This is a genomic window from Mesorhizobium sp. M0816 (assembly GCF_040320005.1).
Taxonomy (GTDB): Bacteria; Pseudomonadota; Alphaproteobacteria; order Rhizobiales; family Rhizobiaceae; genus Mesorhizobium.
On record NZ_JAMYOT010000009.1, the window covers coordinates 41797 to 61993 of the forward strand.

General features: G+C 65.0%; 23 protein-coding genes. 14 read left to right on the forward strand and 9 right to left on the reverse strand.

Going from position 1 to position 20197, the window contains the following annotated elements; genetic code table 11:
• Positions 1-73: 73 nt before the first annotated feature.
• From gnd to NKI17_RS15805, 4 genes are all read left to right on the forward strand, one after another.
• Positions 74-1090 carry a phosphogluconate dehydrogenase (NAD(+)-dependent, decarboxylating) gene (gene gnd / locus NKI17_RS15790; protein WP_352906298.1) on the forward strand — a complete coding sequence of 339 codons (1017 nt, stop codon included), beginning with the start codon at positions 74-76 and terminating at the stop codon, positions 1088-1090.
• A gap of 22 nt (positions 1091-1112) precedes the next feature.
• A complete protein-coding gene (gene zwf, locus NKI17_RS15795; RefSeq protein WP_352906300.1) occupies positions 1113-2489 on the forward strand; it encodes a glucose-6-phosphate dehydrogenase in 1377 nt (458 codons plus the stop codon).
• 19 nt (positions 2490-2508) lie between these two features.
• Entirely contained in the window at positions 2509-3213 is a 705-nt protein-coding gene (locus NKI17_RS15800; protein WP_352569458.1) for an ROK family protein, read from the forward strand.
• Positions 3214-3377: 164 nt separating this feature from the next.
• Positions 3378-3842: a Ros/MucR family transcriptional regulator gene (locus tag NKI17_RS15805; protein WP_352574527.1), complete on the forward strand. Its 465-nt coding sequence runs from the start codon at positions 3378-3380 to the stop codon at positions 3840-3842.
• Between the two features lie 367 nt (positions 3843-4209).
• Here NKI17_RS15805 and NKI17_RS15810 read toward each other — a convergent pair whose 3' ends face one another.
• On the reverse strand, positions 4210-4497 hold the full coding sequence (locus NKI17_RS15810) for a GIY-YIG nuclease family protein (protein ID WP_352456363.1): 288 nt from the start codon (positions 4495-4497) through the stop codon (positions 4210-4212).
• 331 nt (positions 4498-4828) lie between these two features.
• On the opposite strand from NKI17_RS15810, the gene NKI17_RS15815 reads away from it, so the two are divergent.
• The gene (locus NKI17_RS15815) at positions 4829-6070 is read left to right on the forward strand and encodes an MFS transporter (RefSeq protein ID WP_023678198.1); all 1242 of its coding nucleotides are present in this window, start codon (positions 4829-4831) and stop codon (positions 6068-6070) included.
• Here NKI17_RS15815 and NKI17_RS15820 read toward each other — a convergent pair whose 3' ends face one another.
• The 6 genes from NKI17_RS15820 to hemC form a co-directional block, all read right to left on the reverse strand.
• Entirely contained in the window at positions 6071-6787 is a 717-nt protein-coding gene (locus NKI17_RS15820; protein WP_023678199.1) for a glutamine amidotransferase, read from the reverse strand.
• A gap of 18 nt (positions 6788-6805) precedes the next feature.
• The gene (locus tag NKI17_RS15825; RefSeq protein ID WP_023678200.1) at positions 6806-7285 is read right to left on the reverse strand and encodes a tellurite resistance TerB family protein; all 480 of its coding nucleotides are present in this window, start codon (positions 7283-7285) and stop codon (positions 6806-6808) included.
• Between the two features lie 39 nt (positions 7286-7324).
• Complete coding sequence (locus NKI17_RS15830) at positions 7325-8932, reverse strand: heme biosynthesis protein HemY (RefSeq protein WP_023678201.1); 1608 nt, start codon at positions 8930-8932, stop codon at positions 7325-7327.
• Between the two features lie 8 nt (positions 8933-8940).
• Positions 8941-10431 (reverse strand): COG4223 family protein, encoded by a 1491-nt coding sequence (locus tag NKI17_RS15835; protein WP_023678202.1) that lies wholly within the window; start codon positions 10429-10431, stop codon positions 8941-8943.
• 502 nt (positions 10432-10933) lie between these two features.
• Entirely contained in the window at positions 10934-11641 is a 708-nt protein-coding gene (locus NKI17_RS15840) for a uroporphyrinogen-III synthase (protein WP_023678203.1), read from the reverse strand.
• Between the two features lies 1 nt (position 11642).
• Positions 11643-12569, reverse strand: coding sequence for a hydroxymethylbilane synthase (gene hemC, locus NKI17_RS15845; RefSeq protein WP_023678204.1), 927 nt, complete (start codon positions 12567-12569; stop codon positions 11643-11645).
• Between the two features lie 101 nt (positions 12570-12670).
• Between hemC and tsaD the strand changes: the two genes are divergently transcribed.
• From tsaD to NKI17_RS15875, 6 genes are all read left to right on the forward strand, one after another.
• Entirely contained in the window at positions 12671-13756 is a 1086-nt protein-coding gene (tsaD, locus tag NKI17_RS15850; RefSeq protein WP_352906396.1) for a tRNA (adenosine(37)-N6)-threonylcarbamoyltransferase complex transferase subunit TsaD, read from the forward strand.
• Positions 13753-14763, forward strand: a complete 1011-nt coding sequence (locus NKI17_RS15855) for an NAD(P)H-dependent glycerol-3-phosphate dehydrogenase (protein ID WP_352906301.1) — start codon at positions 13753-13755, stop codon at positions 14761-14763. The genes tsaD and NKI17_RS15855 overlap by 4 nt, the downstream gene beginning before the upstream one ends.
• A 26-nt stretch (positions 14764-14789) precedes the next feature.
• On the forward strand, positions 14790-15086 hold the full coding sequence (locus NKI17_RS15860; protein ID WP_352782892.1) for a YciI-like protein: 297 nt from the start codon (positions 14790-14792) through the stop codon (positions 15084-15086).
• Between the two features lie 134 nt (positions 15087-15220).
• The gene (locus NKI17_RS15865; RefSeq protein WP_352906303.1) at positions 15221-15646 is read left to right on the forward strand and encodes an EVE domain-containing protein; all 426 of its coding nucleotides are present in this window, start codon (positions 15221-15223) and stop codon (positions 15644-15646) included.
• The gene (locus NKI17_RS15870) at positions 15643-16299 is read left to right on the forward strand and encodes a class I SAM-dependent methyltransferase (RefSeq protein ID WP_352906398.1); all 657 of its coding nucleotides are present in this window, start codon (positions 15643-15645) and stop codon (positions 16297-16299) included. Before NKI17_RS15865 ends, NKI17_RS15870 begins: the two co-directional genes overlap by 4 nt.
• Before the next feature lie 48 nt (positions 16300-16347).
• A complete protein-coding gene (locus NKI17_RS15875) occupies positions 16348-16767 on the forward strand; it encodes a DUF1761 domain-containing protein (protein WP_352826622.1) in 420 nt (139 codons plus the stop codon).
• 3 nt (positions 16768-16770) lie between these two features.
• Here NKI17_RS15875 and gcvA read toward each other — a convergent pair whose 3' ends face one another.
• On the reverse strand, positions 16771-17691 hold the full coding sequence (gene gcvA, locus NKI17_RS15880) for a transcriptional regulator GcvA (RefSeq protein WP_352826620.1): 921 nt from the start codon (positions 17689-17691) through the stop codon (positions 16771-16773).
• A 162-nt stretch (positions 17692-17853) separates the two neighbouring features.
• Between gcvA and NKI17_RS15885 the strand changes: the two genes are divergently transcribed.
• The gene (locus NKI17_RS15885) at positions 17854-18102 is read left to right on the forward strand and encodes a hypothetical protein (RefSeq protein ID WP_352817338.1); all 249 of its coding nucleotides are present in this window, start codon (positions 17854-17856) and stop codon (positions 18100-18102) included.
• A gap of 109 nt (positions 18103-18211) precedes the next feature.
• Here the strand turns inward: NKI17_RS15885 and NKI17_RS15890 are convergent, their stop codons facing one another.
• Positions 18212-18748: a L,D-transpeptidase family protein gene (locus NKI17_RS15890; RefSeq protein ID WP_352456366.1), complete on the reverse strand. Its 537-nt coding sequence runs from the start codon at positions 18746-18748 to the stop codon at positions 18212-18214.
• Positions 18749-18892: 144 nt separating this feature from the next.
• On the opposite strand from NKI17_RS15890, the gene NKI17_RS15895 reads away from it, so the two are divergent.
• Together NKI17_RS15895 and NKI17_RS15900 are read left to right on the forward strand one after the other, a co-directional pair.
• The gene (locus NKI17_RS15895) at positions 18893-19576 is read left to right on the forward strand and encodes a response regulator transcription factor (protein ID WP_023680479.1); all 684 of its coding nucleotides are present in this window, start codon (positions 18893-18895) and stop codon (positions 19574-19576) included.
• Between the two features lie 125 nt (positions 19577-19701).
• Positions 19702-20157: a Crp/Fnr family transcriptional regulator gene (locus tag NKI17_RS15900; protein ID WP_023680480.1), complete on the forward strand. Its 456-nt coding sequence runs from the start codon at positions 19702-19704 to the stop codon at positions 20155-20157.
• Positions 20158-20197 lie beyond the last annotated feature (40 nt).

Sequence of the window (20197 nt, forward strand, 5' to 3'; positions counted from 1 at the left end):
TTTTCGGAAAAGATCATGCTTCAATCACAGCGCCACTAGATCATCGATCCCTCAAGTAAGGCAGGACGAGACCATGCAGATAGGAATGATGGGACTGGGCCGGATGGGCGCCAACATGGTTCGGCGCCTGCTGCGTGATGGCCACGAATGCGTCGTCTACGATATCAACCCGGCGAGCGTCGCCGCGCTTGTGAGCGCCGGCGCGGTCGGAGCCGCCTCGATGGAGGAGTTCGTCGGCAAGCTGGCGAAGCCGCGCAGCGCCTGGCTGATGCTGCCGGCGGCGATCACCGGCAAGATCGTCGACCAGGTGGCTGCCCTGATGGAGCCGGGCGACATCATCATAGACGGCGGCAATTCCTATTATCACGAGGCCGTCGACCACGCCGCGCGCCTCGCCTTGAAAGGCTTGAGCTATGTCGATGTCGGCACCAGCGGCGGCGTCTGGGGCCTCGAGCGCGGCTACTGCCTGATGATCGGCGGCCCCGACAGCGCGGTCCAGCATCTCGATCCGGTCTTCGCAACGCTGGCGCCGGGCGCCGACGCCGCTTCGCCCGCCCCTGCCAAGGATGCCGGAACCGCTCCCTTCGGCTATCTCCACTGCGGACCAAGCGGCGCCGGCCATTTCGTCAAGATGGTCCATAACGGCATCGAATATGGCGTCATGGCCGCCTATGCCGAAGGCATGAACATCCTGAAGTCGGCGAATGCCGGCAAACGGCAGCGCACCGCCGACGCCGAAACCAGCCCGCTGGAAAACCCGCAATATTACCAGTTCGACATCGACATCGCTGAAGTGGCCGAGGTCTGGCGGCACGGCAGCGTCATCGGCTCGTGGCTGCTCGACCTGACGGCCGGCGTACTGAAGGCCGATTCGTCGTTGACGCAGTTCGGCGGGCGGGTCTCGGATTCCGGCGAAGGCCGCTGGACGCTGAAGGCGGCGATCGACACCGGCGTGCCGGCGCCGGTGCTGTCCTCGGCGCTGTTCGACAGGTTCTCCTCGCAAGGCGAATCCGAATTCGCCGACAAGCTTCTGTCCGCCATGCGCTATGCCTTTGGCGGCCATGTCGAAAAACCCAAAGCCGCCTCGTGACGGGCGACAGGGAGGCACGCCCATGAGCCAGGAACGATCGGACACGCTGGTGCTTTTCGGCGCCACCGGCGATCTCGCCCACAAGAAGATCTTCCCCGCCCTTTACGCCATGGTGGCCAAAGGGACGCTGAACGAGCCGGTGATCGGCGTCGCCTTCGATCCCTGGGACCTCGCCAAGCTGCAGGCGCGCGCCCGCGACGGCATCGTCAACGCCTTGGGCAGCATCGACGACAAGATCTTTGCCAGGCTTGCATCGCTGCTGCGCTATGTCAGCGGCGACTATCGGGCGCCTGCGACCTTCGAGAAGCTGAAGACCGCGGTCGGCAGCGCTGAGCGGCCGCTGCACTATCTGGCGGTGCCGCCGGCGATGTTCGAGGTGGTCGTCCAGGGGCTGGAGCAGTCGGGCGCCGCCCAGGGCGCGCGCCTGATGGTGGAAAAGCCGTTCGGCCACGATCTGCAATCGGCGCGCTGGCTGAACCGGGTGCTGCATCTGGTCTTCGACGAGAAGTCGATCTTCCGCATCGACCATTATCTCGGCAAGGAGGCGATCCAGAACCTGCTCTATTTCCGCTTCGCCAATTCCTTCCTCGAGCCGATCTGGAACCGCAATTACGTCGAGAGCGTGCAGATCACCATGGCCGAGGATTTCGGCGTCGAGGGCCGCGGCCGCTTCTATGACGAGGTCGGCTGCATTCGCGACGTCATCGAAAACCATCTGCTCAACATCCTCTTGCTGCTCGCCATGGAACCGCCGGTCGGCCGCTCGGCCGACGATCTCATCGACGAGAAGGTGCAGGTCCTGCGGGCGATCCGGACGCTGACCAGGGACGATGTGGTGCGCGGCCAGTTCGACGGCTATCTCAAGGAGCCGGGCGTGGCGCCGAACTCGCCGGTCGAGACCTTCGCGGCGGTGCGCTTTTTCGTCGATACCTGGCGCTGGCAGGATGTGCCGTTCTTCATTCGCGCCGGCAAATCCCTGCCGGTGCACGCCACCGAGGTCATCGTGCGGCTGAAGCGGCCGCCGCTCGACGTCTTCGATCCGATCAAGCCCGGCGACTGCAATCACGTGCGCTTCCGCATCGATCCTCAGGTGGCGATCTCGATCGGAGCCCGGCGCAAGGCGCCCGGCGACGACATGGTCGGTGAGCAGGTCGAGCTCACCGCGCTGGACGATTCGAAGGGCGACATGCCGCCTTACGAGCGGTTGATCGGCGACGCCATGAACGGCAACGGCCAGCTGTTCACCCGCCAGGACGCCAGCGAGCTCGCCTGGCGCATCGTCGGCCCGGTGCTCGGCGACACCACGCCGCCCCTTGTCTACGCGCCAAAGACCTGGGGGCCGGCCGAAGCCATGGCTGGATTCGGGCCGCAGAACGGCTGGATCAATCCAGCGAAATGATTTCTGGGAGGCGAAAGCGATGGCCAAGGCGATGAAGCAACCGGCATCGGAGGAAGAAAAGATCGTGCTTGCGATCGATATCGGCGGCTCGCATGTCAAGATCCGCACCAGCGCCGGCGGCGACGAGCGCAAGACCGCTTCCGGACCGGAGCTTACGCCGCAGCAGATGGTCGCGGCGGTGAAGACGCTCGCCGAAGGGCTGCACTACGATGTCGTCTCGATGGGCTATCCGGGCCCGGTGCATCACAACCGGCCGCTGACCGAACCCGCCAATCTCGGCAAGGGCTGGGTCGGCTGCGATTTCGCCGCCGAGTTCGGCAAACCGGTCAAGGTCGTTAACGATGCGCTCATGCAGGCCATCGGCAGTTATGAGGGCGGCCGCATGCTGTTCCTTGGCCTCGGCACCGGCCTGGGGGCCGCGATGATCGTTGATAACGTTGCCCAGCCGATGGAGCTTGCCCATCTTCCCTACAAGAAGCGCGGCAGTTTCGAAGACTATGTCGGCGAACGCGGCCTGCAAAAGCGCGGCAAGAAGAAATGGCGCAAACACGTCTTCGACGTGGTCGACCGGCTTCGCGCCGCCATGCAGCCGGATTACGTGGTCATCGGCGGCGGCAATGTCGACGAACTCACCGACTTGCCCGCCGATTGCAGACGCGGCGACAACACACGCGCCTTCGAGGGCGGATTTCGACTATGGCGCGACAAATCCCTGATTATCTGATATTGCTGATTGTCTGATATTATCGAGCACCGGCTCAGGGTTGTTAATCCCGCGCTGCCGTTAGTATTATTATTCAAAATAATGTGTGACGTGGTGCGGCGTCATTGCATTGCGCAGATTTGCCGACTAGGAATTTCTGCGACCCCCACGGACGGAGAAATAGATTGACCGACGACAGCAACAACGCTCGCAAAAATATCGACCTGCTCGAGCTGACCGCCCATATCGTGTCCGCCTATGTCGAGAAGAACCGCTTGCCGGCTTCCGGCCTCGGCGACCTCATCGCCAGCGTCAGCGCTGCCATAGGCGGGCTCGGGCAACCGGCAGTGCCGGTCGCCGCGCCGCTGACGCCCGCCGTCAATCCCAAGAAATCGGTGACGCCGGACTACATCATCTGTCTCGAGGACGGCAAGAAGTTCAAATCCTTGAAGCGCCATATCGGCGTTCATTTCGGGCTGACGCCCGACGCCTATCGCGCCAAATGGGGCCTGCCGTCGGACTACCCGATGGTCGCCCCCAACTACGCGGCCTCGCGTTCGCAACTGGCCAAGGCGATCGGCCTCGGCCGCAAAGCCGCCCCGCCCGCGCCCGTCAAGGGCCGGGGCAGGAAGGCCAAGGCGACGGCTTGATACCATTGGATCGAGCGGGATGCACATTGAACGCGTTCTGCTGATCGGTCTGTTGGTGTTCAGCGGAAGCTGCGACGCTCGAAGCTAACGGCATAGCATCCTAGGGTCTGCGCCGCGTCGCTTCGCTCCTTGCTCCGCCCTAGGACGAAGGTAAGGATGGCTGAAGGCTAATCGCTGATGTCGGAGAGTGGCAGCTCGTCCGGTGTATCGGACGACGATTGATGGCGAATTACAAGCTTTCGAGATTGGCCGAACACCCCTCCACTTCGTCATCCCAGGGCGGAGCAAGGAGCGAAGCGACGCGGCGCAGACCCTGGGATCCATGCCGTTACCTCGCGGCAGTGCGCCTGCGGACCAGAACCGTACGCTACCACCCCGTCCCGCGAAAAAGCTCGAACCACTCAGGGTTGGTCTTCTCGATCAGCTCGATCTTCCACTGGCGTGGCCAGCGCTTCAGCGACTTCTCGCGCTGGATGGCGTCGCGAATGTCGAAATGTTCCTCGTACCAGACCAGACGCTGCACGCCGTAACGGCTGGTGAAGCGCGAGCCTTGGCCGGTCTTGTGCTCCGGCATGCGGCGGCCGAGATCGTTGGTGACGCCGATGTAGATCGTGCCGCGCTTCTGGCTCGCGGTCATGTAGACATAGCCGGTCATGGTTGAAGGGTAGCTGACGCCAATGCCGACACAAGTGCCGTTCTGAACCGCTGCATTCTTCGACTGAGGTAACGGCATGGATCCCAGGGTCTGCGCCGCGTCGCTTCGCTCCTTGCTCCGCCCTGGGATGACGAAGCGAGAGGTGTTTCGGCTAGTCTCGAAGGTTTGCAATTTGCCATGCGCTTGTTATCTGCCAGGACGAAATTGTTGATCCAGGCCGGATTTTTGCGCGCGCCTCCGGCCGAACTGCGCTAAAGGCTCTTTTGGCCGGACCAGCGCCCATCGTGGAAGTGCCCCGCCGGCCGACATCGCCGCCACGGGGCCTTATTCCATGACCACAGAATCCCAAGTACCATCCGACCAGCGCTATGCCGCCTTTCGCCACCGGCCGTTCCTGAGCTACTGGGCGGCGCGCTTCCTCTCGACATTCTCCACCCAGATCGTGTCGGTCGCCGTCGGCTGGCAGATCTACGATCTCACCCGCGACCCGTTCGACCTCGGCCTTGTCGGCATCGTCCAGTTCCTGCCTTCGCTGCTGCTGGTGCTGGTCACCGGCGACGTTGCCGATCGTTTCGGGCGCCGGCTGATCATGGCGCTGGCGGTGCTGGTCGAGGCGGGCTGCGCCTTGGCCCTGCTGCTGCTGACGCTACGCGGCCTCTCCGGGCCGATGCCGGTCTTCATCGTGCTCGCCATGTTCGGCATCGCGCGCGCCTTCTTCGGGCCGGCCTCCTCATCGCTGTTCGCCAATCTGGTGCCGCCCGAGGATTTCGCCAACGCCATCGCCTGGAACTCGTCCGCCTGGCAGACGGCAACCATCGTCGGGCCGGTCGCCGGCGGCCTGCTCTACGGGCTTTCAGCCGAAGCCGCGTACACCACCGCCGCCGTGCTGATGCTGGTTGCCGCCGTGCTGATCTTCACCATCCCTAAGCCTGCCCAGCGCAGCCGGACCGACAGGCCGACGGTACAGACCCTGTTCGCCGGCTTCGGCTATATCTGGAGCGAAAAGATCGTGCTCGGCGCGATTTCGCTCGATCTGTTTGCGGTGCTCCTGTCCGGCGCCTCGGCGCTGCTGCCGGTCTACGCGCGCGATATCCTCGAACTCGGCCCATGGGGGCTCGGCCTGTTGCGCTCGGCGCCCGGCGTCGGCGCCATCTGCGTCGCCATCTGGCTGGCCGGACACCCGATCCGCAACCATGCCGGCCTTGTCATGCTCGGCTTCGTCGCGCTGTTCGGCGCGTTCACGGTTCTGTTCGGCCTCTCGACCATCACCTGGCTGTCGATTGCGGCCCTTGCGCTGCTCGGCGCCACCGACATGTTCAGCGTCTATATCCGCGAGACGCTGATCCAGCTGTGGACGCCGGACGACGTTCGCGGCCGCGTCAACGCTGTCAACCAGGTGTTTGTCGGCGCTTCCAATGAGCTCGGCGAATTCCGCGCCGGTACCATGGCGGCGTTGATCGGCACGGTTCCGGCCGTGGTGGTCGGGGGTGTCGGGGCGATCGCTGTTGCCGGCCTATGGGCGGTGCTGTTCCCGCAGCTGCGCAAGGTGCGTCATCTCAGGGGGCGAAACTGATTACCGCAGCGCCGGCTTGCCGAAAATCATCGGCAGGAACTCGCCGAGCCAGCGCTTGAGGTGGATGTCCCAGATCAGCCGGCCGCCGAGATGGTCGCGGCCGGGCTGCGCGCCGGGCAGTTCGAAGCGGTGCGCGCCGCGCACCACCCAGCGCTGCATCATCGCCCGGGTCAATTCGCCATGGAACTGAATGCCCCAGGCATTGTCGCCATAGCGGAAGGCCTGGTTGGGATAGGTTTCGGCCGTCGCCAAAAGCGTCGCGTCCTTCGGCAGCGAAAACCCTTCGCGATGGAACTGATAGACCATCTCCGGCCAATGCATCAGCCTGCTGCCCGCTTCGGTCGCCTTCAGCGGATACCAGCCGATTTCGACGAGGCCCTCGCCATGGCCCTCGACCCTGCCGCCAAGATGCTTGACCAGCATTTGCGCGCCGAGGCAGATGCCAAGCAGCGGCCGGTTCTCGTTGAGCGGAATTTTGAGCCAGTCGGTCTCGCGGCGGACGAACTCGTCGCCGTCATTGGCGCTCATCGGCCCGCCGAACACCACGGCGCCGGCATGGCCATCCAGCGTCTGCGGCAAGGCCTCGCCGAGCGGCGGTCGGCGGATGTCGAGGTCGAAGCCTTCCTCGATAAGCATATGGCCGACCCGTCCGGGGCTCGAATGCTCCTGATGCAGCACGATCAGGATCTTTGGTCTCGGACTTGGCTTGGGCGGCATTGGAAGGCGGGATCCTGTCTATTCGTCGCTTGAGGTTCCGGCGGCACCAGGAGCCGCGGCGGCCGCCTTGAGGCGCGCCTCGACACGGTCGCGACGTTCGACGCCGATCAGCTCGGCGACCCGCCACACGGTATTGTCCTCGAGCTCGTGCAGCTCGCCATCGGCATAGACGATCTCCCACATCAGGCCGATGAAGGCCTTTCGCGCCTCGGCGTCGAGATGGCGCTTGAGCACGCTGGTGAAAGCGTAGAGGTCGATCGCCTCATTGTCGGCCCGCTCGCCGGCAGCCGCCAATGCGTCGAGTTCGTCGCCGCTGATCGAGTAGCTTTCAGCCAGCACCTTCTTGAACCGTTCCCATTCGGTATCCTGGCGCACCCCGTCGGCGTTCATCACGTGGAAAAGCAGGGCGGACGCGGCAATGCGCGGATCGTCGGCGCTGGGGCTGGCGCCACCACCGGACGGCAGATCCCTTAGAAACGACAAAACGCGTTCGAACATCAAATCATTCCCAATAAGCCCGGGTCCACTCGACCCTGATCAGAACAAACGAAACCGGCGCGTCGATTTATCCGCCGCGTCGTCTGGATCGACGCCGGGGTCGTCGGGCAGCCGCGTCAGCTCCTGCGCCGGCTCGACGGCCTCGGCATCTTCCGGCACTTGGGCAAACGCCGCCGCGGTGATTGGTGTCACATGATCCTCGCCGGCACGGTCGTCCGTCTTCTCCTCGGTCGCTGTGCCCGGTGTCTCCGCCGTGTGCTCGATCGTCCCGGCTCTTTCCTGTACCGGCCTGGCTGGAGCCGCGATGGCCGGCACCGGCGCCTCCGGCGTATCCTCATGACCGTCGATCAACTGTCCGAGCCGCTCCATCGGCGCCCGCCATTCGAATGCGTCGAGCCTGCCGGTGATCGGCGATATCGGAGCCCAGCGCTCGGAGACGACGCCGTCGGCGACCCAAGCCGGGTCGCGCGGCGCTCTCACCGCTTTCGACAGCAACTGCCGCACCTTGCCCTGGTCGGCGGTTTCGGCCTCCTCGATATCGGCCAGCAGCAGATAAGCGCCTTCGCGGCGATCGATGCGGATGGCGGCTTCAGCCTCCCGGCGGGCGGTTGAAAACTCCTGCGCATCTAGCGCGGCGCGCGCCACGGCAAGCGAGGACTCGGCATGGTTCTTCTTCAGCTCCTGCAGCTTCTTTGCCCGGTTCAGCCGGTCGAGCACGGCATCGCCCGGCCTGGCATGGCTGTAGAGCTCGGCGATCTCCGGATGGGGCTCGGCCTTCCACGCCGCCTCGAGGATTTTCGAGCCTTTGCGCACGTCGTTCTGCCTAAACAGCAATTTCGCCGCGACGACCGCCGCCGGTGCAAAATCCGGCCGCAGCCGGTTGGCTTCGAGCGCCGCCGCCCTTGCGGCATTGGCATCGCTGTCGATCAGCGCCTGCGCCTTGGCGGTCAGCAGCACGGCGCGGCGCCGGTTGGCGGCGTCACGCTCGATCTGCCGGGTCGACTTCTGGGCGTCGACCAGTTTCAGCGCGCCATCCCAGTCGCCGCGTCCGGTCAGGTCTTCCAGCGTCGATTCGGCCGCCCAGGCCAGTTGCGGCGCCACCGCCGCGGCACGGCCGGCATAGTGGCGGGCTGCGTTGCGGTCGCCGAGCCGCTCGGCCTCGAGATAAAGTCCGCGCAGGCCGAGCAGCCGCATTTCGGGATCATCGAGCATGGTCTCGAACTTTTCGCGGGCGCCTTCATGGTCGCCTTCGAGCAGCGAGGCCTGCGCGTCGAGCAGCTGGATCAGTGGCTCCTGATCGGAGCGGATCAGCTTTGCCGCTTCCTTGGTCTTCTTGCGGGCGAGCGCGCCGTCACCGGCGCCGGCGGCGATCATCCCGGTCGACAGCGCCTGGTAGCCGCGGTCGCGGCGACGCACGCGGAAATAGCGCGAGATCGTATAGGGGCTGTTCCACAGCGCCTTGACCAGCCACCAGACGATCATCACCGCGGCAACCACGGCAACGACCGCCACCGCCGCGACCATCAGGCTGACCTGGTATTGATAGCCGTTGAAGGTGACGAGCATTTCGCCCGGCCGGTCGGCCAGCCAGGCGAAGCCGAGCCCGAGCGCAAAGACGACGGCAAGGAAGGCGAGGATGCGGATCATTGGGTTCCTCACGCCTTCATCGCGCCGGCGATGAGCGAATCGATCTGCGTCTCGACCTCCATCCGCGCTTTCAGCTTGCCGGCAAAGTCGGCGCCGGCGGCCTTGGCCGCCTCAGGCAGGGTTTCGTATTCGCTGAGCGCCTTGGCGTAGTCGCCCTGGTTGACCGCGACCTCCATGCGCGCGACGGTTTCCGGAACGCCGGTGCCTTCGACGGCGCCGATCGGCCTGACCTTGACCAGCGATTCGGCGCTGGACAGCAGCTTCTGCAGGATGCCGGCATTCTGGTCGATGGGCGTCGCGGCAGCGACCATCGCGTTGGCGGCGCCGTCCGCTTCGGCGGCGATCTCGGAGCGCATCGGGACGCCCTTTTCGGCATAGGTGCGCAACGTCGCGATCTCGGGCGCATCGGGTGAGATCGCGGCAAAGGTTTCGAGCTCGGCGCCGAACGGTGCACCACGGTCGAGCGCTGCCTTGAGCGCCGAAGCGGCAATGGCCAGTGCGATCTTCGGCTGCGAAGCCTGTGCATCGACCTTGCCCGAGATCTGTGAAACCGACTGTTCCAGGGCCGCAAGCCGGCTGTCCTGCGCCTTTGTCGTCTCGCCGGCCGATTTCACCAGCGCATCGAGCGCGGCCAGCCTTTCGTTGAGCGGGCCGAGATCGACCGGCGCCGTACCGCCGGCCTTGCCGAGGGCCGCAACCGCCGTCTCGATCTGCCTTACCTTGTCGCCAAGTGCTGCCAGGCCGGCATTGCCGCCGGCACCGCCTTGCTCGACGGCCGACTTCAACGTCGCAACGTCCGCCCTTACCTGATCCAGCGCCGACGACAGCCCGTCCACCTTGGCCGATGCGTCATTGTTGGCGCCGGCCTGTCTGAGGTCCGCGACCTCGCGTTTCAGCGAAACGATCTCACCATTGACCGCGTCGAGCGACACGCCGCCCGACCCCGGCGCACCGAGCAGGCCGGCAAATTGCAGCCCGCCGGCCGCGGCGAGGGCGATGACGCCGCCGATAATACCGGCGGCGATGCCGTTGATGCCGCTTCGCTTCGGCTGCGCTGCCATATGGTCGTCCCTCGTCTCAGCTGTCTTCTCGCCGGAACCTGGGATCCCCGGTTCGTTGGCCCCGGTTCCGCTGGATGCATCTTCGAAACTGTAGTCGGAAACCGTGGAGCGCCCGGCCGGCGCATCCGAACCGGCGGGATAAGGGGTTTCCGCTTCCCTGGCAGAATCGACGCCGGCATCCGCCGGCTCTTGCGTGCCGGCCGGCGCGGCTGCGTCGGCATGTTCCCATGGCTCGAGATCGGTCTGGTCCGCATGCACCGGCTCTTCAGGTGGCTCCGGCTGCGAGGCGTTCGCCGCTTCCTCGGCCCGCGCCTCGTCGGTCTGCGAGGTCACGGCATCCTGTTCGTCGGCGACTCGCGAGACGGCGCCAGGCTCAAGCTCGATGGTCACCGGCTCACGGCGGCTCTTGGAATGCCGCATCTTCGGCGTCTTGACCATGCTCGGGCTCCGCAAAATTCGCTTCGGGATGGTTTGAAGGGTCTAGCACATCACCAAGCGGTGAAAAGGGGCGGCGTGATGACGCCACGGCCTGGAGTTCAGTTTTGGCAAAACGCCGCAGGGCCGAATCCACGTTTCAAGCCAAGGCCCATGCTCGGCACACAAAAAACCCGCCTCGGCGGGCGGGTCGTTGGAGCCAATTAGCACCATAACTAGATTAGTAGCATAGCTGCCGGCACAAAGCAAGAACAAAATGTGCCCGAGCGCAGTCATCCACGTTGGCACTGCCCCTCATCACCCTGCCGGGCACTTCTCCCCGTATAGTGACGGGGAGAAGGGCTCTCACGAGTCCAGACGCTTCTTCTGCAACGCTGGAGGTTGGCGAAATCCTCGGCGAAGGCACCCTCTCCCCGTCACTATACGGGGAGACGATGCCGGCAGGCAGGTGAGGGGCGGCGCCAACCTTTGGAACAAGCTGGCACAGAGCAGCGGCGGATGCCGGTCAGCGCGACGCCTGCAAAAGTCCCAGCAGCGCGTCCTCGCTGGGCTCAGGCGCAATCCGGATCTCGGCGACATCGCCCAAGGCCGCGGCGATGCGCCCCGATAATCCGAAAAAGCGCGTTTTTTCAAAAACACCGCGCAGCACCGGCCGGCTAGCCAGGGCCTGCATAGCGGTGGCCGCCTTGGCCGAATAGAGCAGCACCGCCTCGACCGGCCGGGCGGACAGGCGCGCAAGAACGGCCTCATCGGAGTAATCCAGGACAACGGTGTCGTAGGTCTCGACGGCGCGGACCTGAACGCCCGACGCCAACAGCCCTTCCTCGAAGCCGGGAAATCGCACCCGCCCGCAGAGATAGACGATCGTCTGCCCCGCGTAACCGCCAGCAAGCGCATCGGCCAGCGCCTCGGCATTGCCCGGGCCTTCGCTGACCGACAGAAACCCGGCAGCGCGGGCGGCTTCCGCCGTCATCCTGCCGACGGCGTGGCACGGCAAGCCGGCGAACGCCGCGATGACCTCTTTCGGCGCATGGCGAACGGCATTGGCGCTGGTGACCGCGACCGCCGCGGCGTCAGCGAGCGCGCCGGCATCGACCGGCAGCGCCACGGTTCCGGTCAATGGCAGCAGGATCGGCTGAAAGCCGGCATCCGCAAGCCGGCGCCCCGTGCGCGACGCGCCCGGTTCGGGCCTCGTCACAAGGACGCGGAGCATGTCAGGTCCAGCCATCGAAGAATGTTTCGCCGGCCTTGGCCCGAACGGTCGCCGCGGCTTCCGCGCCAATGCGCGCCGCCTCCTGCGCCGGCCCTTGCAGCCTGACTTCATGCGACTGCGTGCCATCGGGCGAGATGATCAGCCCGGCAAAGGAAACCGTTCCGCCCGATATCGTCGCATGTCCGGCGATCGGCGTGCGGCAGGACCCGTCGAGCGCCGCCAGGAAGGCGCGCTCGCAGGCCAGCGCCTCGCCGGTCGGCCCGTCGTGGATCGCTGCCAGCATCTGTTCCACGTCGCGGTCTCCGATGCGGCTTTCGATGCAGATCGCGCCTTGCCCCGGCGCCGGCGGAAAGACCTCGAGCGGCATCAGGTCGGTGACGACGTCTTCGAGCCCGAGCCGCTTCAGCCCGGCATAGGCGAGGATGGTGCCGTCGGCGATGCCGTCGTCGAGCTTGCGCAGCCGCGTCTGCACATTGCCGCGAAACATCACCACTTCGACGTCCGGCCGCATCCGCCGGATCAGCGCCTGGCGCCGCAGCGACGACGAACCGATCCTGGCGCCTTGCGGCAGGCCGGCAATCGTTCGCGCCGCCTTGCCGATGAAGGCATCGCGCGCGTCCTCGCGCGGCAGGAACGCGGACAGTTCCAGCCCCTCGGGCAACAGCGTCGGCATGTCCTTCGACGAATGCACGGCGATGTCGATGCGGCGCGCCAGCAGCGCCTCCTCGATCTCCTTGGTGAACAGGCCCTTGCCGCCGGCTTCCGACAGCGGTCGGTCCTGGATGCGGTCGCCGCTGGTCGAGATGACGACCACCTCGAAAGCTTCCGCCGGCATGCCATGCGCCGCCATCAGTCGCGCCTGCGTTTCATGCGCCTGCGCCAGCGCCAGCGGGCTGCCGCGTGTTCCGATTTTCAAGGTTGTTTGCATGACGCGCCGTCCGTGATAACCCCCGGCAGGTTTTCGGGTTTTCTCCTATCGGGGAAAGGCCGACAGTACAATCTGTACGATTTTTGGACAGCGACGAATTGATCCGCGTTCTGGGCATCGAGACGAGTTGCGACGAGACCGCCGCCAGCGTGGTGACGCTGGACGGTCGCAGCACGCCGCAAATCCTGTCGAACATCGTGCTCAGCCAGATCGAGGAGCATGCTGCTTTCGGCGGCGTCGTGCCGGAGATCGCCGCGCGCGCCCATGTCGAGGCGCTCGACGGCATCATCGAGGCAGCGCTCGCCGATTCCGGCGTCGACCTCGCCGACATCGATGCGATTGCCGCCACCGCCGGTCCCGGTCTTGTCGGCGGGCTGATCGTCGGCCTGATGACGGCAAAAGCAATCGCCGCGGCAGCCAAAAAACCGCTGATCGCCATCAACCATCTCGAAGGCCACGCGCTGACGGCCAGATTGACCGATGGGCTCGACTTTCCCTACCTCTTGCTGCTGGTCTCCGGCGGCCATACCCAGATCGTCGCCGTACGCGGCGTCGGCGACTACCAGCGCTGGGCGACGACGATCGATGACGCGCTTGGCGAGGCCTTCGACAAGACGGCCAAGATGCTCGGCCTGCCCTATCCGGGCGGACCGAATGTCGAGAAGGCGGCGGCAAATGGCGATGCGGCCCGTTTTGCCTTTCCGCGCCCGATGAAGGGCTCGGTGCAGCCCGATTTTTCCTTCTCCGGCCTCAAGACCGCGGTCCGCCAGGCAGCCACCGCGATCGCCCCGCTGAGCGACCAGGATGTTGCCGATATCTGCGCCTCGTTCCAGGCGGCGGTGGCGGATGCGCTGGGCGACCGTGTTGCGCGGGCGCTGACCCGGTTCCGTCAGCAATTCCCGGACAAGGCCGAGCCTGCATTGGTTGTCGCCGGCGGCGTGGCCGCCAATCGGACCATCAAGGCGACATTGCAGGGCCTGTGCGAGCAGGCCGGGTTCAGCTTCGTCGCGCCGCCGCTCAACCTCTGCACCGACAATGCGGCGATGATCGCCTGGGCCGGCATCGAGCGCTTGCGCGCCGGCATATCAGGTGAAAACGCCGCCGATTTCGTGCCGCGCTCGCGCTGGCCGCTGGACAGCGTCTCGACCCCGATGGTCGGCTCGGGCCGGCGTGGGGCCAAGGCATGACCGGCAGCGGGCACAAGGCGCCAAGCGGCTGGCGCGTCGCCGTGCTCGGCGGCGGCGCCTGGGGCACGGCGCTGGCGCTGGCCACGCTGCGCGCCGGTCATTTCGTCCGCCTCTATGCGCGCGACCCGGAGACCGTCGCGGCGGTCGACCGTGGCGAAAATCCGCGCTATCTGCCGGGCATCGCGCTCGATCCCGGCATCGTGGCGTCGAGCGACATCGAGGCGGCGCTCGACGGTGCCGACTGCGTTCTGGCGGTAGCGCCGGCGCAATCGTTGCGGATTATGCTGACGGCCGCGTCCAGCCATATGCCGAAAGGCGTCCCGCTGGTCCTCTGCGCCAAGGGCATCGAGCGCGACACCGGCGCGCTGCTATCGTCCATCACCGAGGAAATACTGCCGGCAAATCCGGTCGCCGCTTTGTCCGGCCCAAGCTTTGCCACCGACGTCGCCAGGGGCCTGCCGACGGCCGTCGTGGTCGCCGCCCGCGACGAGGCTCTGGCCACCGACCTTGCCGCCCGCTTTTCGGCGGAAAATCTGCGCTGTTATTCGAGCGACGATCTAATCGGCGTCGAGATCGGCGGCGCGCTGAAGAACGTCTTTGCCATTGCCGCGGGTGCCGTCACCGGCGCCGGGCTCGGTGCCAGCGCCCAGGCGGCGATGGTGACGCGCGGCTTCGTCGAATTGCGCCGCATCGGCGCCGCCTTTGGCGCCAGGCCGGAGACGCTGATGGGGCTTTCCGGCCTCGGCGACCTGCTGCTCACCTGCTCGTCCGCGCAGTCGCGCAATTTCGCCTATGGGCTGGCGCTGGGGCAAGGCAAGCCGCTTGCCGGCCTGCCTTTGGCCGAAGGCGTGCCGACGGCGGCAATCGCCGCCCGCATCGCCGGCGAGCGCCGGATCGACGCGCCGATCATCGCCGCCGTCGCCGCCATACTGGACGGCACCATAACCATAGACCAGGCTGTGTCGGCGTTGATGACAAGGCCACTCAAGACCGAAACCGACATGTAATCGCGAACGATTGCGGAGATGGAAAGATGCTGTTTGCGTTGATTTGCAAGGACAAGCCAGGAAGGCTGCAGGTGCGGCTCGATACGCGGCCCAAGCACCTTGCCTTCCTGGAAGGGCTGAACGGCGACAAGAAATTGGCCTTCGCCGGCCCGTTCCTCGACGCCGACGGCAAGCCGAACGGCACTCTCGCCGTTGTCGAGGCGCCCGATCTGGCTGCGGCAAAAGCCCTGTCGGCGGCCGATCCCTATACCAAGGCAGGGCTGTTCGAAAGCGTCGAAATCCGCCAGTGGAACTGGAGCTTCAACAAGCCGACGGATATCTGATGCATGTCGCGCAAAAGTGTGCAGCGGTTTTGTGATAACGACATGCATACAACAAGAACCTAAAGCGCGTCGCATGAGGCCGGTCGAACGCGACGCGCTTTTAGTCGCGGCGGCACCTGAGGAGGAGCAACACAATGAACTACTGGCTGTTCAAATCCGAACCTTCGGTCTTCGCCTTCGAGGACCTCAAGGCCAAGGGCAAGGCCGGCACGCAATGGGACGGCGTGCGCAATTATGCGGCGCGCAACAACATGAAGGCGATGCAGATCGGCGATCTCGGCTTCTTCTACCATTCCAATGACGGGCTCGACATCGTCGGCATCGCCGAAGTCTGCGCTCTGGCCCATCAGGACAGCACCACCGACGATCCCCGCTGGGAGTGCGTCGACATCCGCGCCTTCAAGGCCATGCCGAAGCCGGTGACGCTGGAGCAAGCCAAGGCCAATCAAAAGCTGGCCGACATGGCGCTGGTGCGGCTCGGGCGGCTGTCTGTGCAGCCGGTGACGCCGGCCGAATGGCAAGAGGTTTGCCGCATGGGCGGCCTGACGCCGGCGCCATGACGGCGCTGACGCCGGACAGCGCCAGGAAATTCATCCTCGACAACACGGCGCCGACGGCGCCGCCACATGTGCCGGAGATCCGCCTGCACCTGGCCGACGAGGCGCACGAACTGTGGCGGCGGACCGAGGACGAGCTGACCGAAATCGGCCTGCCGCCGCCCTTCTGGGCTTTTGCCTGGGCCGGCGGCCAAGGCCTTGCCCGCTACATCCTCGACAATCCGGCGGCGGTGCGCGGCAAGCGCGTGCTGGACTTCGCCTCCGGCTCCGGCCTTGTCGCCATTGCCGCGGTGAAGGCCGGAGCTGCCGAGGTGATCGCCGCCGATATAGACCCATTCTGCGCGACCGCGATCCGCCTCAATGCCGAGGCAAATGGGACCGAGATAAAATTCCTCGTCGGCGACTGCATCGGCACCGATGCGGGCTGGGACGTGGTGCTGGCCGGCGACGTCTTCTACGACAAAACTTTCGCCGACAGGCTGATGCCGTGGTTCGCGGCGTTGAAGGCGCGCGGCGGCGACATCCTGGTCGGCGATCCCGGCCGTTCCTATCTGCCGAAGACCGGGCTGGAACCGCTTGCCGTCTACGAAGTGGCGGTGACCCGGGCGCTGGAGGACGCCGAGGTCAAGCGCACCACCGTCTGGCGCCTTGCTTGACGGCATCGCCGAACAGGCGTTCCATCGCGCAATCGACCGGAGGGAACCATGGATTTTTCAGCAATCAATTGGCTGGCGGTAATCGTTGCTGCCGTCGTGGCGTGGCTGTTCGGCGCGGCCTGGTACATGGGCTTGAGCAAGCCGTGGCTGAAGGCCGCCAAGCTTGATCCGGCGACGATGAGTAAATCGATGCTACCCTTCGTCGTCTCCTTCGTCGCGGAGCTCGTCATGGCGCTGGTCATGTCGCTGATCATCGGCGCCGTAACCGGCGGCGAGCCGAGCCTGCTTGCCGGGGTGATCTTCGGCTTCGTTCTCTGGCTGGGGTTCGTCGCCACCACGCTTTCTGTCAACCATCGCTACGAAGGTTTCGGCTGGGATCTGACGCTAATCGACACCGGCCATTGGCTAGGCGTGCTGCTTCTCATCGGCGCGGTGATCGGCTGGTTCGGCGCGGCGGCGACAGGCTGACCGTCAGCTCGGCGTCTTGGCGACTTCCTCGAGGAGCCAAGCGCGAAAGGCGACGATGCGCGCATCGTTCGCCGCAGTCTCCGGATAGACCAGGAAATAGGCGAATTCAGGCGCGACCTTGATGCCGAGTTCGAACGGCCGGATCAGCCTGCCTTCGGACAGGTCGTTTGCCACCATGGCGAAATCGGCGAGCGCGACCGCGTTGCCGTCGAGCGCGGCCTGGACGGCATCGGTCGAGTTGCCGAACACGATGGTCCGGCTGTCGTCGAAATCGTCGACGCCCGCCGCCGCCATCCACATGCTCCAATTCGGCCAGGTGACGCCCTGGCGCGACCACTCGATATGGGCCAGCGTATGATGGAACAGGTCGCGCGGCTCCTTGAGCGGCGGCCCTGACCGCAGCAAGGCCGGGCTGCAGACGGGGATGATGACGTTTTCGAACAGCCGGTGCGAGCGAAGCCCCGGATATTTGCCGGTGCCGAAACGGATGCCGAGATCGACGTCGTCGCGCTCGAAGTCGCGCACCTCGTAACTGATGTCGAAACGCAGCTCGATTGCCGGATGCTGCTTGCGAAAATCGTCGACGCGCCGCATCAGCCACTTCGTCGCGAATTGCGCATCGAGGGTGACCTTCAGCAGCGCCGATCCGCGCGCCGTCTTCTGCGCCCGTGAGACGGCCCGGCCAAGCAGGTCGAGCGCATCGGTCGAAGCTTCGAACAGCACCGCGCCCGCCTCGGTCAGCCGGATCGTGCGGCTGGTGCGTGTGAACAGCACGATGCCGAGCTGATCCTCGATTTCCTTGATCTGATGGCTGACCGCTGCCGGCGTCAGGCCGAGCTCGTCGGCGGCGCGGGTGAAATTGAGGTGCCGCGCCGCTGCCTCCAGCGTCCGCAGCGCACGGGTTCCAGGCAGCAGGCGCGCCATCAGTGCCAGACGAGGAGGGTTCGGTCGAGCATTCCAATCATCAAACAGAACTTGAAGATGCAGAAAAAACTACTCGTTTCCCCTTTGAATTTCAATCCGCCATGCTCTGAACATCGAAGAAACATCAAACCGGATTTGATGTCCGGAGAAGCGGATTGCACCATGTCTGACATCGCCTTGCGCTCGGTAACCCTCCGCCCGGCCTGGCTGCGCGCCATGCTTGACTGGCTTCGGCACGCAAAAATCGCGGTCAGTCTTCCCTACGAAAATGTCGAGGATCTCTCCGATCGCCAGCTTCGCGACATCGGCGGCGAACGCAAGGACATCGCACGCGCCATGGACCGCGAACTCGGCCGGCTCGGCCTTCTCGACATAGGGTGGCAGAGGCCGAGGAAGCGGATAGGGCAGTAGTGAATGGTGAATGGTAAATGGTGAATGGGAAGCTAGGCGGTGCGCCTGCACATGTCCCTACCGATCGCTTCTCGCCACTCACTATTCACTATTCACTATTCACTATTCACTACCTCACCACCCTTACCACCGTCCGCTCCGACAGCAGCGGCAGCAGCCGTGCCATGGTGCGGGCCGTTACCGCGACGCAGCCTTGCGTCGGCGTGAAGCCGGGGCGCGCCAGGTGGAAGAAGATGGCGCTGCCGCGCCCGCGCCGGCGCGGCACAATGTTCCAGTCCAGCACCAGGCAGGCGTCATAGAGATCGTCGGTGCGCAGCATCCGCTCATGGCTGGCGCCATAGGGGATTTTGACCGGGCGGTTGTAGTTGCGGTCCCCAGGCACTTCGCACCAGCCGAGGTCGCGGCCGATCGGCATCATCGCCAGCCGCGTCCGGCGGCCGCCGGCAAAACGGTCGCCGCGAAAATATCCCGACAATATCCGCATCGAGGCAAGCGGCGTGGCGCCGTCGCCCTCGCGCTTGCCGGCCGAGATGCCGCCATGCCCCAGCGCACATGGAAACACGAGTTTGCCGGCCTGCAGAAAGCCCTGGCTGGGTTGGCCGGGGCGCGCGCGCACGGTGAGCACGGTGAGCCCTTTCGGCAAAATTGCGCCGACTGCATTGCGATCGTGTTTTTTCTTGTATGATCGTGCCACGGAACAAATCACTGTGAACGGCTGTTGTGCCGGTCAGCTTCCGCATAAACAGGCAGCGGTCAACTGAAATCTCTTTTCAAAACAACGGATTGATCCATGACTTCACGCACCATTCTGATCGTCGACGACGATGACGACCTGCGCGGCACCCTTGTCGAGCAATTGTCGCTTTATGAGGAATTCGATGTCCTGCAGGAAGCGACCGCCGCCAAAGGCGTCGCCACGGCGCGTGGCGGGCTCATCGACCTGCTCATCATGGATGTCGGCCTGCCCGACATGGATGGCCGCGAGGCGGTAAAGATATTGCGCAAGGGCGGCTACAAGGCGCCGATCATCATGCTGACCGGCCATGATACCGATTCCGACACCATCCTTGGCCTCGAGGCCGGCGCCAACGACTATGTGACGAAGCCGTTCCGTTTTGCCGTGCTGCTGGCCCGCATCCGCGCGCAGTTGCGCCAGCACGAACAGAGCGAGGACGCCACTTTCTCGGTCGGCCCCTACACGTTCAAGCCCAGCCAGAAGCTTCTGATCGACCCGCGCGGCGCCAAGGTGCGGTTGACCGAAAAGGAAGCCTCGATCATCAAATATCTCTACCGTGCCGACCAGAAGGTGGTGACCCGCGACGTGCTGCTGGAGGAAGTCTGGGGCTACAATTCCGGCGTCACCACGCATACGCTCGAAACTCACGTCTACCGGCTGCGCCAGAAGATCGAGCGCGATCCTTCCAACGCGGAAATTCTCGTGACAGAAAGCGGCGGCTACAAGCTGGTTCCTTAAACATTTCATTATTCAAATAAGCGATCCGGGCGGGGCGCTTTTCGGGTACGGTCCTGAGGCTGGAGGTGGTTTTGGATCGGCCTCGTAGGGGAGGAGTCGGACTGACGGTTCGGGGACATAGCTAGATGGCGCTGGATGACGACATCCGCATCCTGTCCACCGTGAGGCTCTTCGAGGGCTTTACGCAGGAACAGCTGCGTCTGCTCGCCTTCGGCGCCGAAACCACCATGTTGAAAGCCGACCACAAGCTTTACCGCGAGGACGACGAGGCTGATTCGGCCTACATCGTGGTCAGCGGCCGCATCGTCCTCTACCGCGAGCACGACGGCGAGCGCATCCCGATCGGCACCGCCGGCCCCGGCACCATACTCAGCGAACTGGCGCTGATCGCCGACACCAACCGGCTGACCAGCGCCTCCGCCGAAATCGATTCGGAAGTGCTGCGGCTCAGCCGCAAGATGTTCCGCCGCATCCTCGAGGAATACCCGGAACTGGCGGTTCACTTGCACCAGCGCATTTTGGAGGATTTCCAGGCGATGATCCGCCGCATCGAGGAACTTGGGCCGCGTTTTGCCGGCTAATATAGCGCCTCTGGCCTAACCAGATCGATTTCGGAACTGC

Excerpts from the sequence above, each read along its gene's own strand:
- gnd (WP_352906298.1), top strand. The coding sequence starts at position 74 with ATGCAGATAGGAATGATGGGACTGGGCCGGATGGGCGCCAACATGGTT.
- zwf (WP_352906300.1), top strand. The coding sequence starts at position 1,113 with ATGAGCCAGGAACGATCGGACACGCTGGTGCTTTTCGGCGCCACCGGC.
- NKI17_RS15800 (WP_352569458.1), top strand. The coding sequence starts at position 2,509 with ATGGCCAAGGCGATGAAGCAACCGGCATCGGAGGAAGAAAAGATCGTG.
- NKI17_RS15810 (WP_352456363.1), bottom strand. The coding sequence starts at position 4,497 with ATGACCGGCTATGTCTACATGACCGCGAGCCAGAAGCGCGGCACGATC.
- NKI17_RS15815 (WP_023678198.1), top strand. The coding sequence starts at position 4,829 with ATGACCACAGAATCCCAAGTACCATCCGACCAGCGCTATGCCGCCTTT.
- NKI17_RS15820 (WP_023678199.1), bottom strand. The coding sequence starts at position 6,787 with ATGCCGCCCAAGCCAAGTCCGAGACCAAAGATCCTGATCGTGCTGCAT.
- NKI17_RS15825 (WP_023678200.1), bottom strand. The coding sequence starts at position 7,285 with ATGTTCGAACGCGTTTTGTCGTTTCTAAGGGATCTGCCGTCCGGTGGT.
- NKI17_RS15830 (WP_023678201.1), bottom strand. The coding sequence starts at position 8,932 with ATGATCCGCATCCTCGCCTTCCTTGCCGTCGTCTTTGCGCTCGGGCTC.
- NKI17_RS15835 (WP_023678202.1), bottom strand. The coding sequence starts at position 10,431 with ATGGTCAAGACGCCGAAGATGCGGCATTCCAAGAGCCGCCGTGAGCCG.
- NKI17_RS15840 (WP_023678203.1), bottom strand. The coding sequence starts at position 11,641 with ATGCTCCGCGTCCTTGTGACGAGGCCCGAACCGGGCGCGTCGCGCACG.
- hemC (WP_023678204.1), bottom strand. The coding sequence starts at position 12,569 with ATGCAAACAACCTTGAAAATCGGAACACGCGGCAGCCCGCTGGCGCTG.
- NKI17_RS15855 (WP_352906301.1), top strand. The coding sequence starts at position 13,753 with ATGACCGGCAGCGGGCACAAGGCGCCAAGCGGCTGGCGCGTCGCCGTG.
- NKI17_RS15860 (WP_352782892.1), top strand. The coding sequence starts at position 14,790 with ATGCTGTTTGCGTTGATTTGCAAGGACAAGCCAGGAAGGCTGCAGGTG.
- NKI17_RS15865 (WP_352906303.1), top strand. The coding sequence starts at position 15,221 with ATGAACTACTGGCTGTTCAAATCCGAACCTTCGGTCTTCGCCTTCGAG.
- NKI17_RS15870 (WP_352906398.1), top strand. The coding sequence starts at position 15,643 with ATGACGGCGCTGACGCCGGACAGCGCCAGGAAATTCATCCTCGACAAC.
- NKI17_RS15875 (WP_352826622.1), top strand. The coding sequence starts at position 16,348 with ATGGATTTTTCAGCAATCAATTGGCTGGCGGTAATCGTTGCTGCCGTC.
- gcvA (WP_352826620.1), bottom strand. The coding sequence starts at position 17,691 with ATGGCGCGCCTGCTGCCTGGAACCCGTGCGCTGCGGACGCTGGAGGCA.
- NKI17_RS15885 (WP_352817338.1), top strand. The coding sequence starts at position 17,854 with ATGTCTGACATCGCCTTGCGCTCGGTAACCCTCCGCCCGGCCTGGCTG.
- NKI17_RS15895 (WP_023680479.1), top strand. The coding sequence starts at position 18,893 with ATGACTTCACGCACCATTCTGATCGTCGACGACGATGACGACCTGCGC.
- NKI17_RS15900 (WP_023680480.1), top strand. The coding sequence starts at position 19,702 with ATGGCGCTGGATGACGACATCCGCATCCTGTCCACCGTGAGGCTCTTC.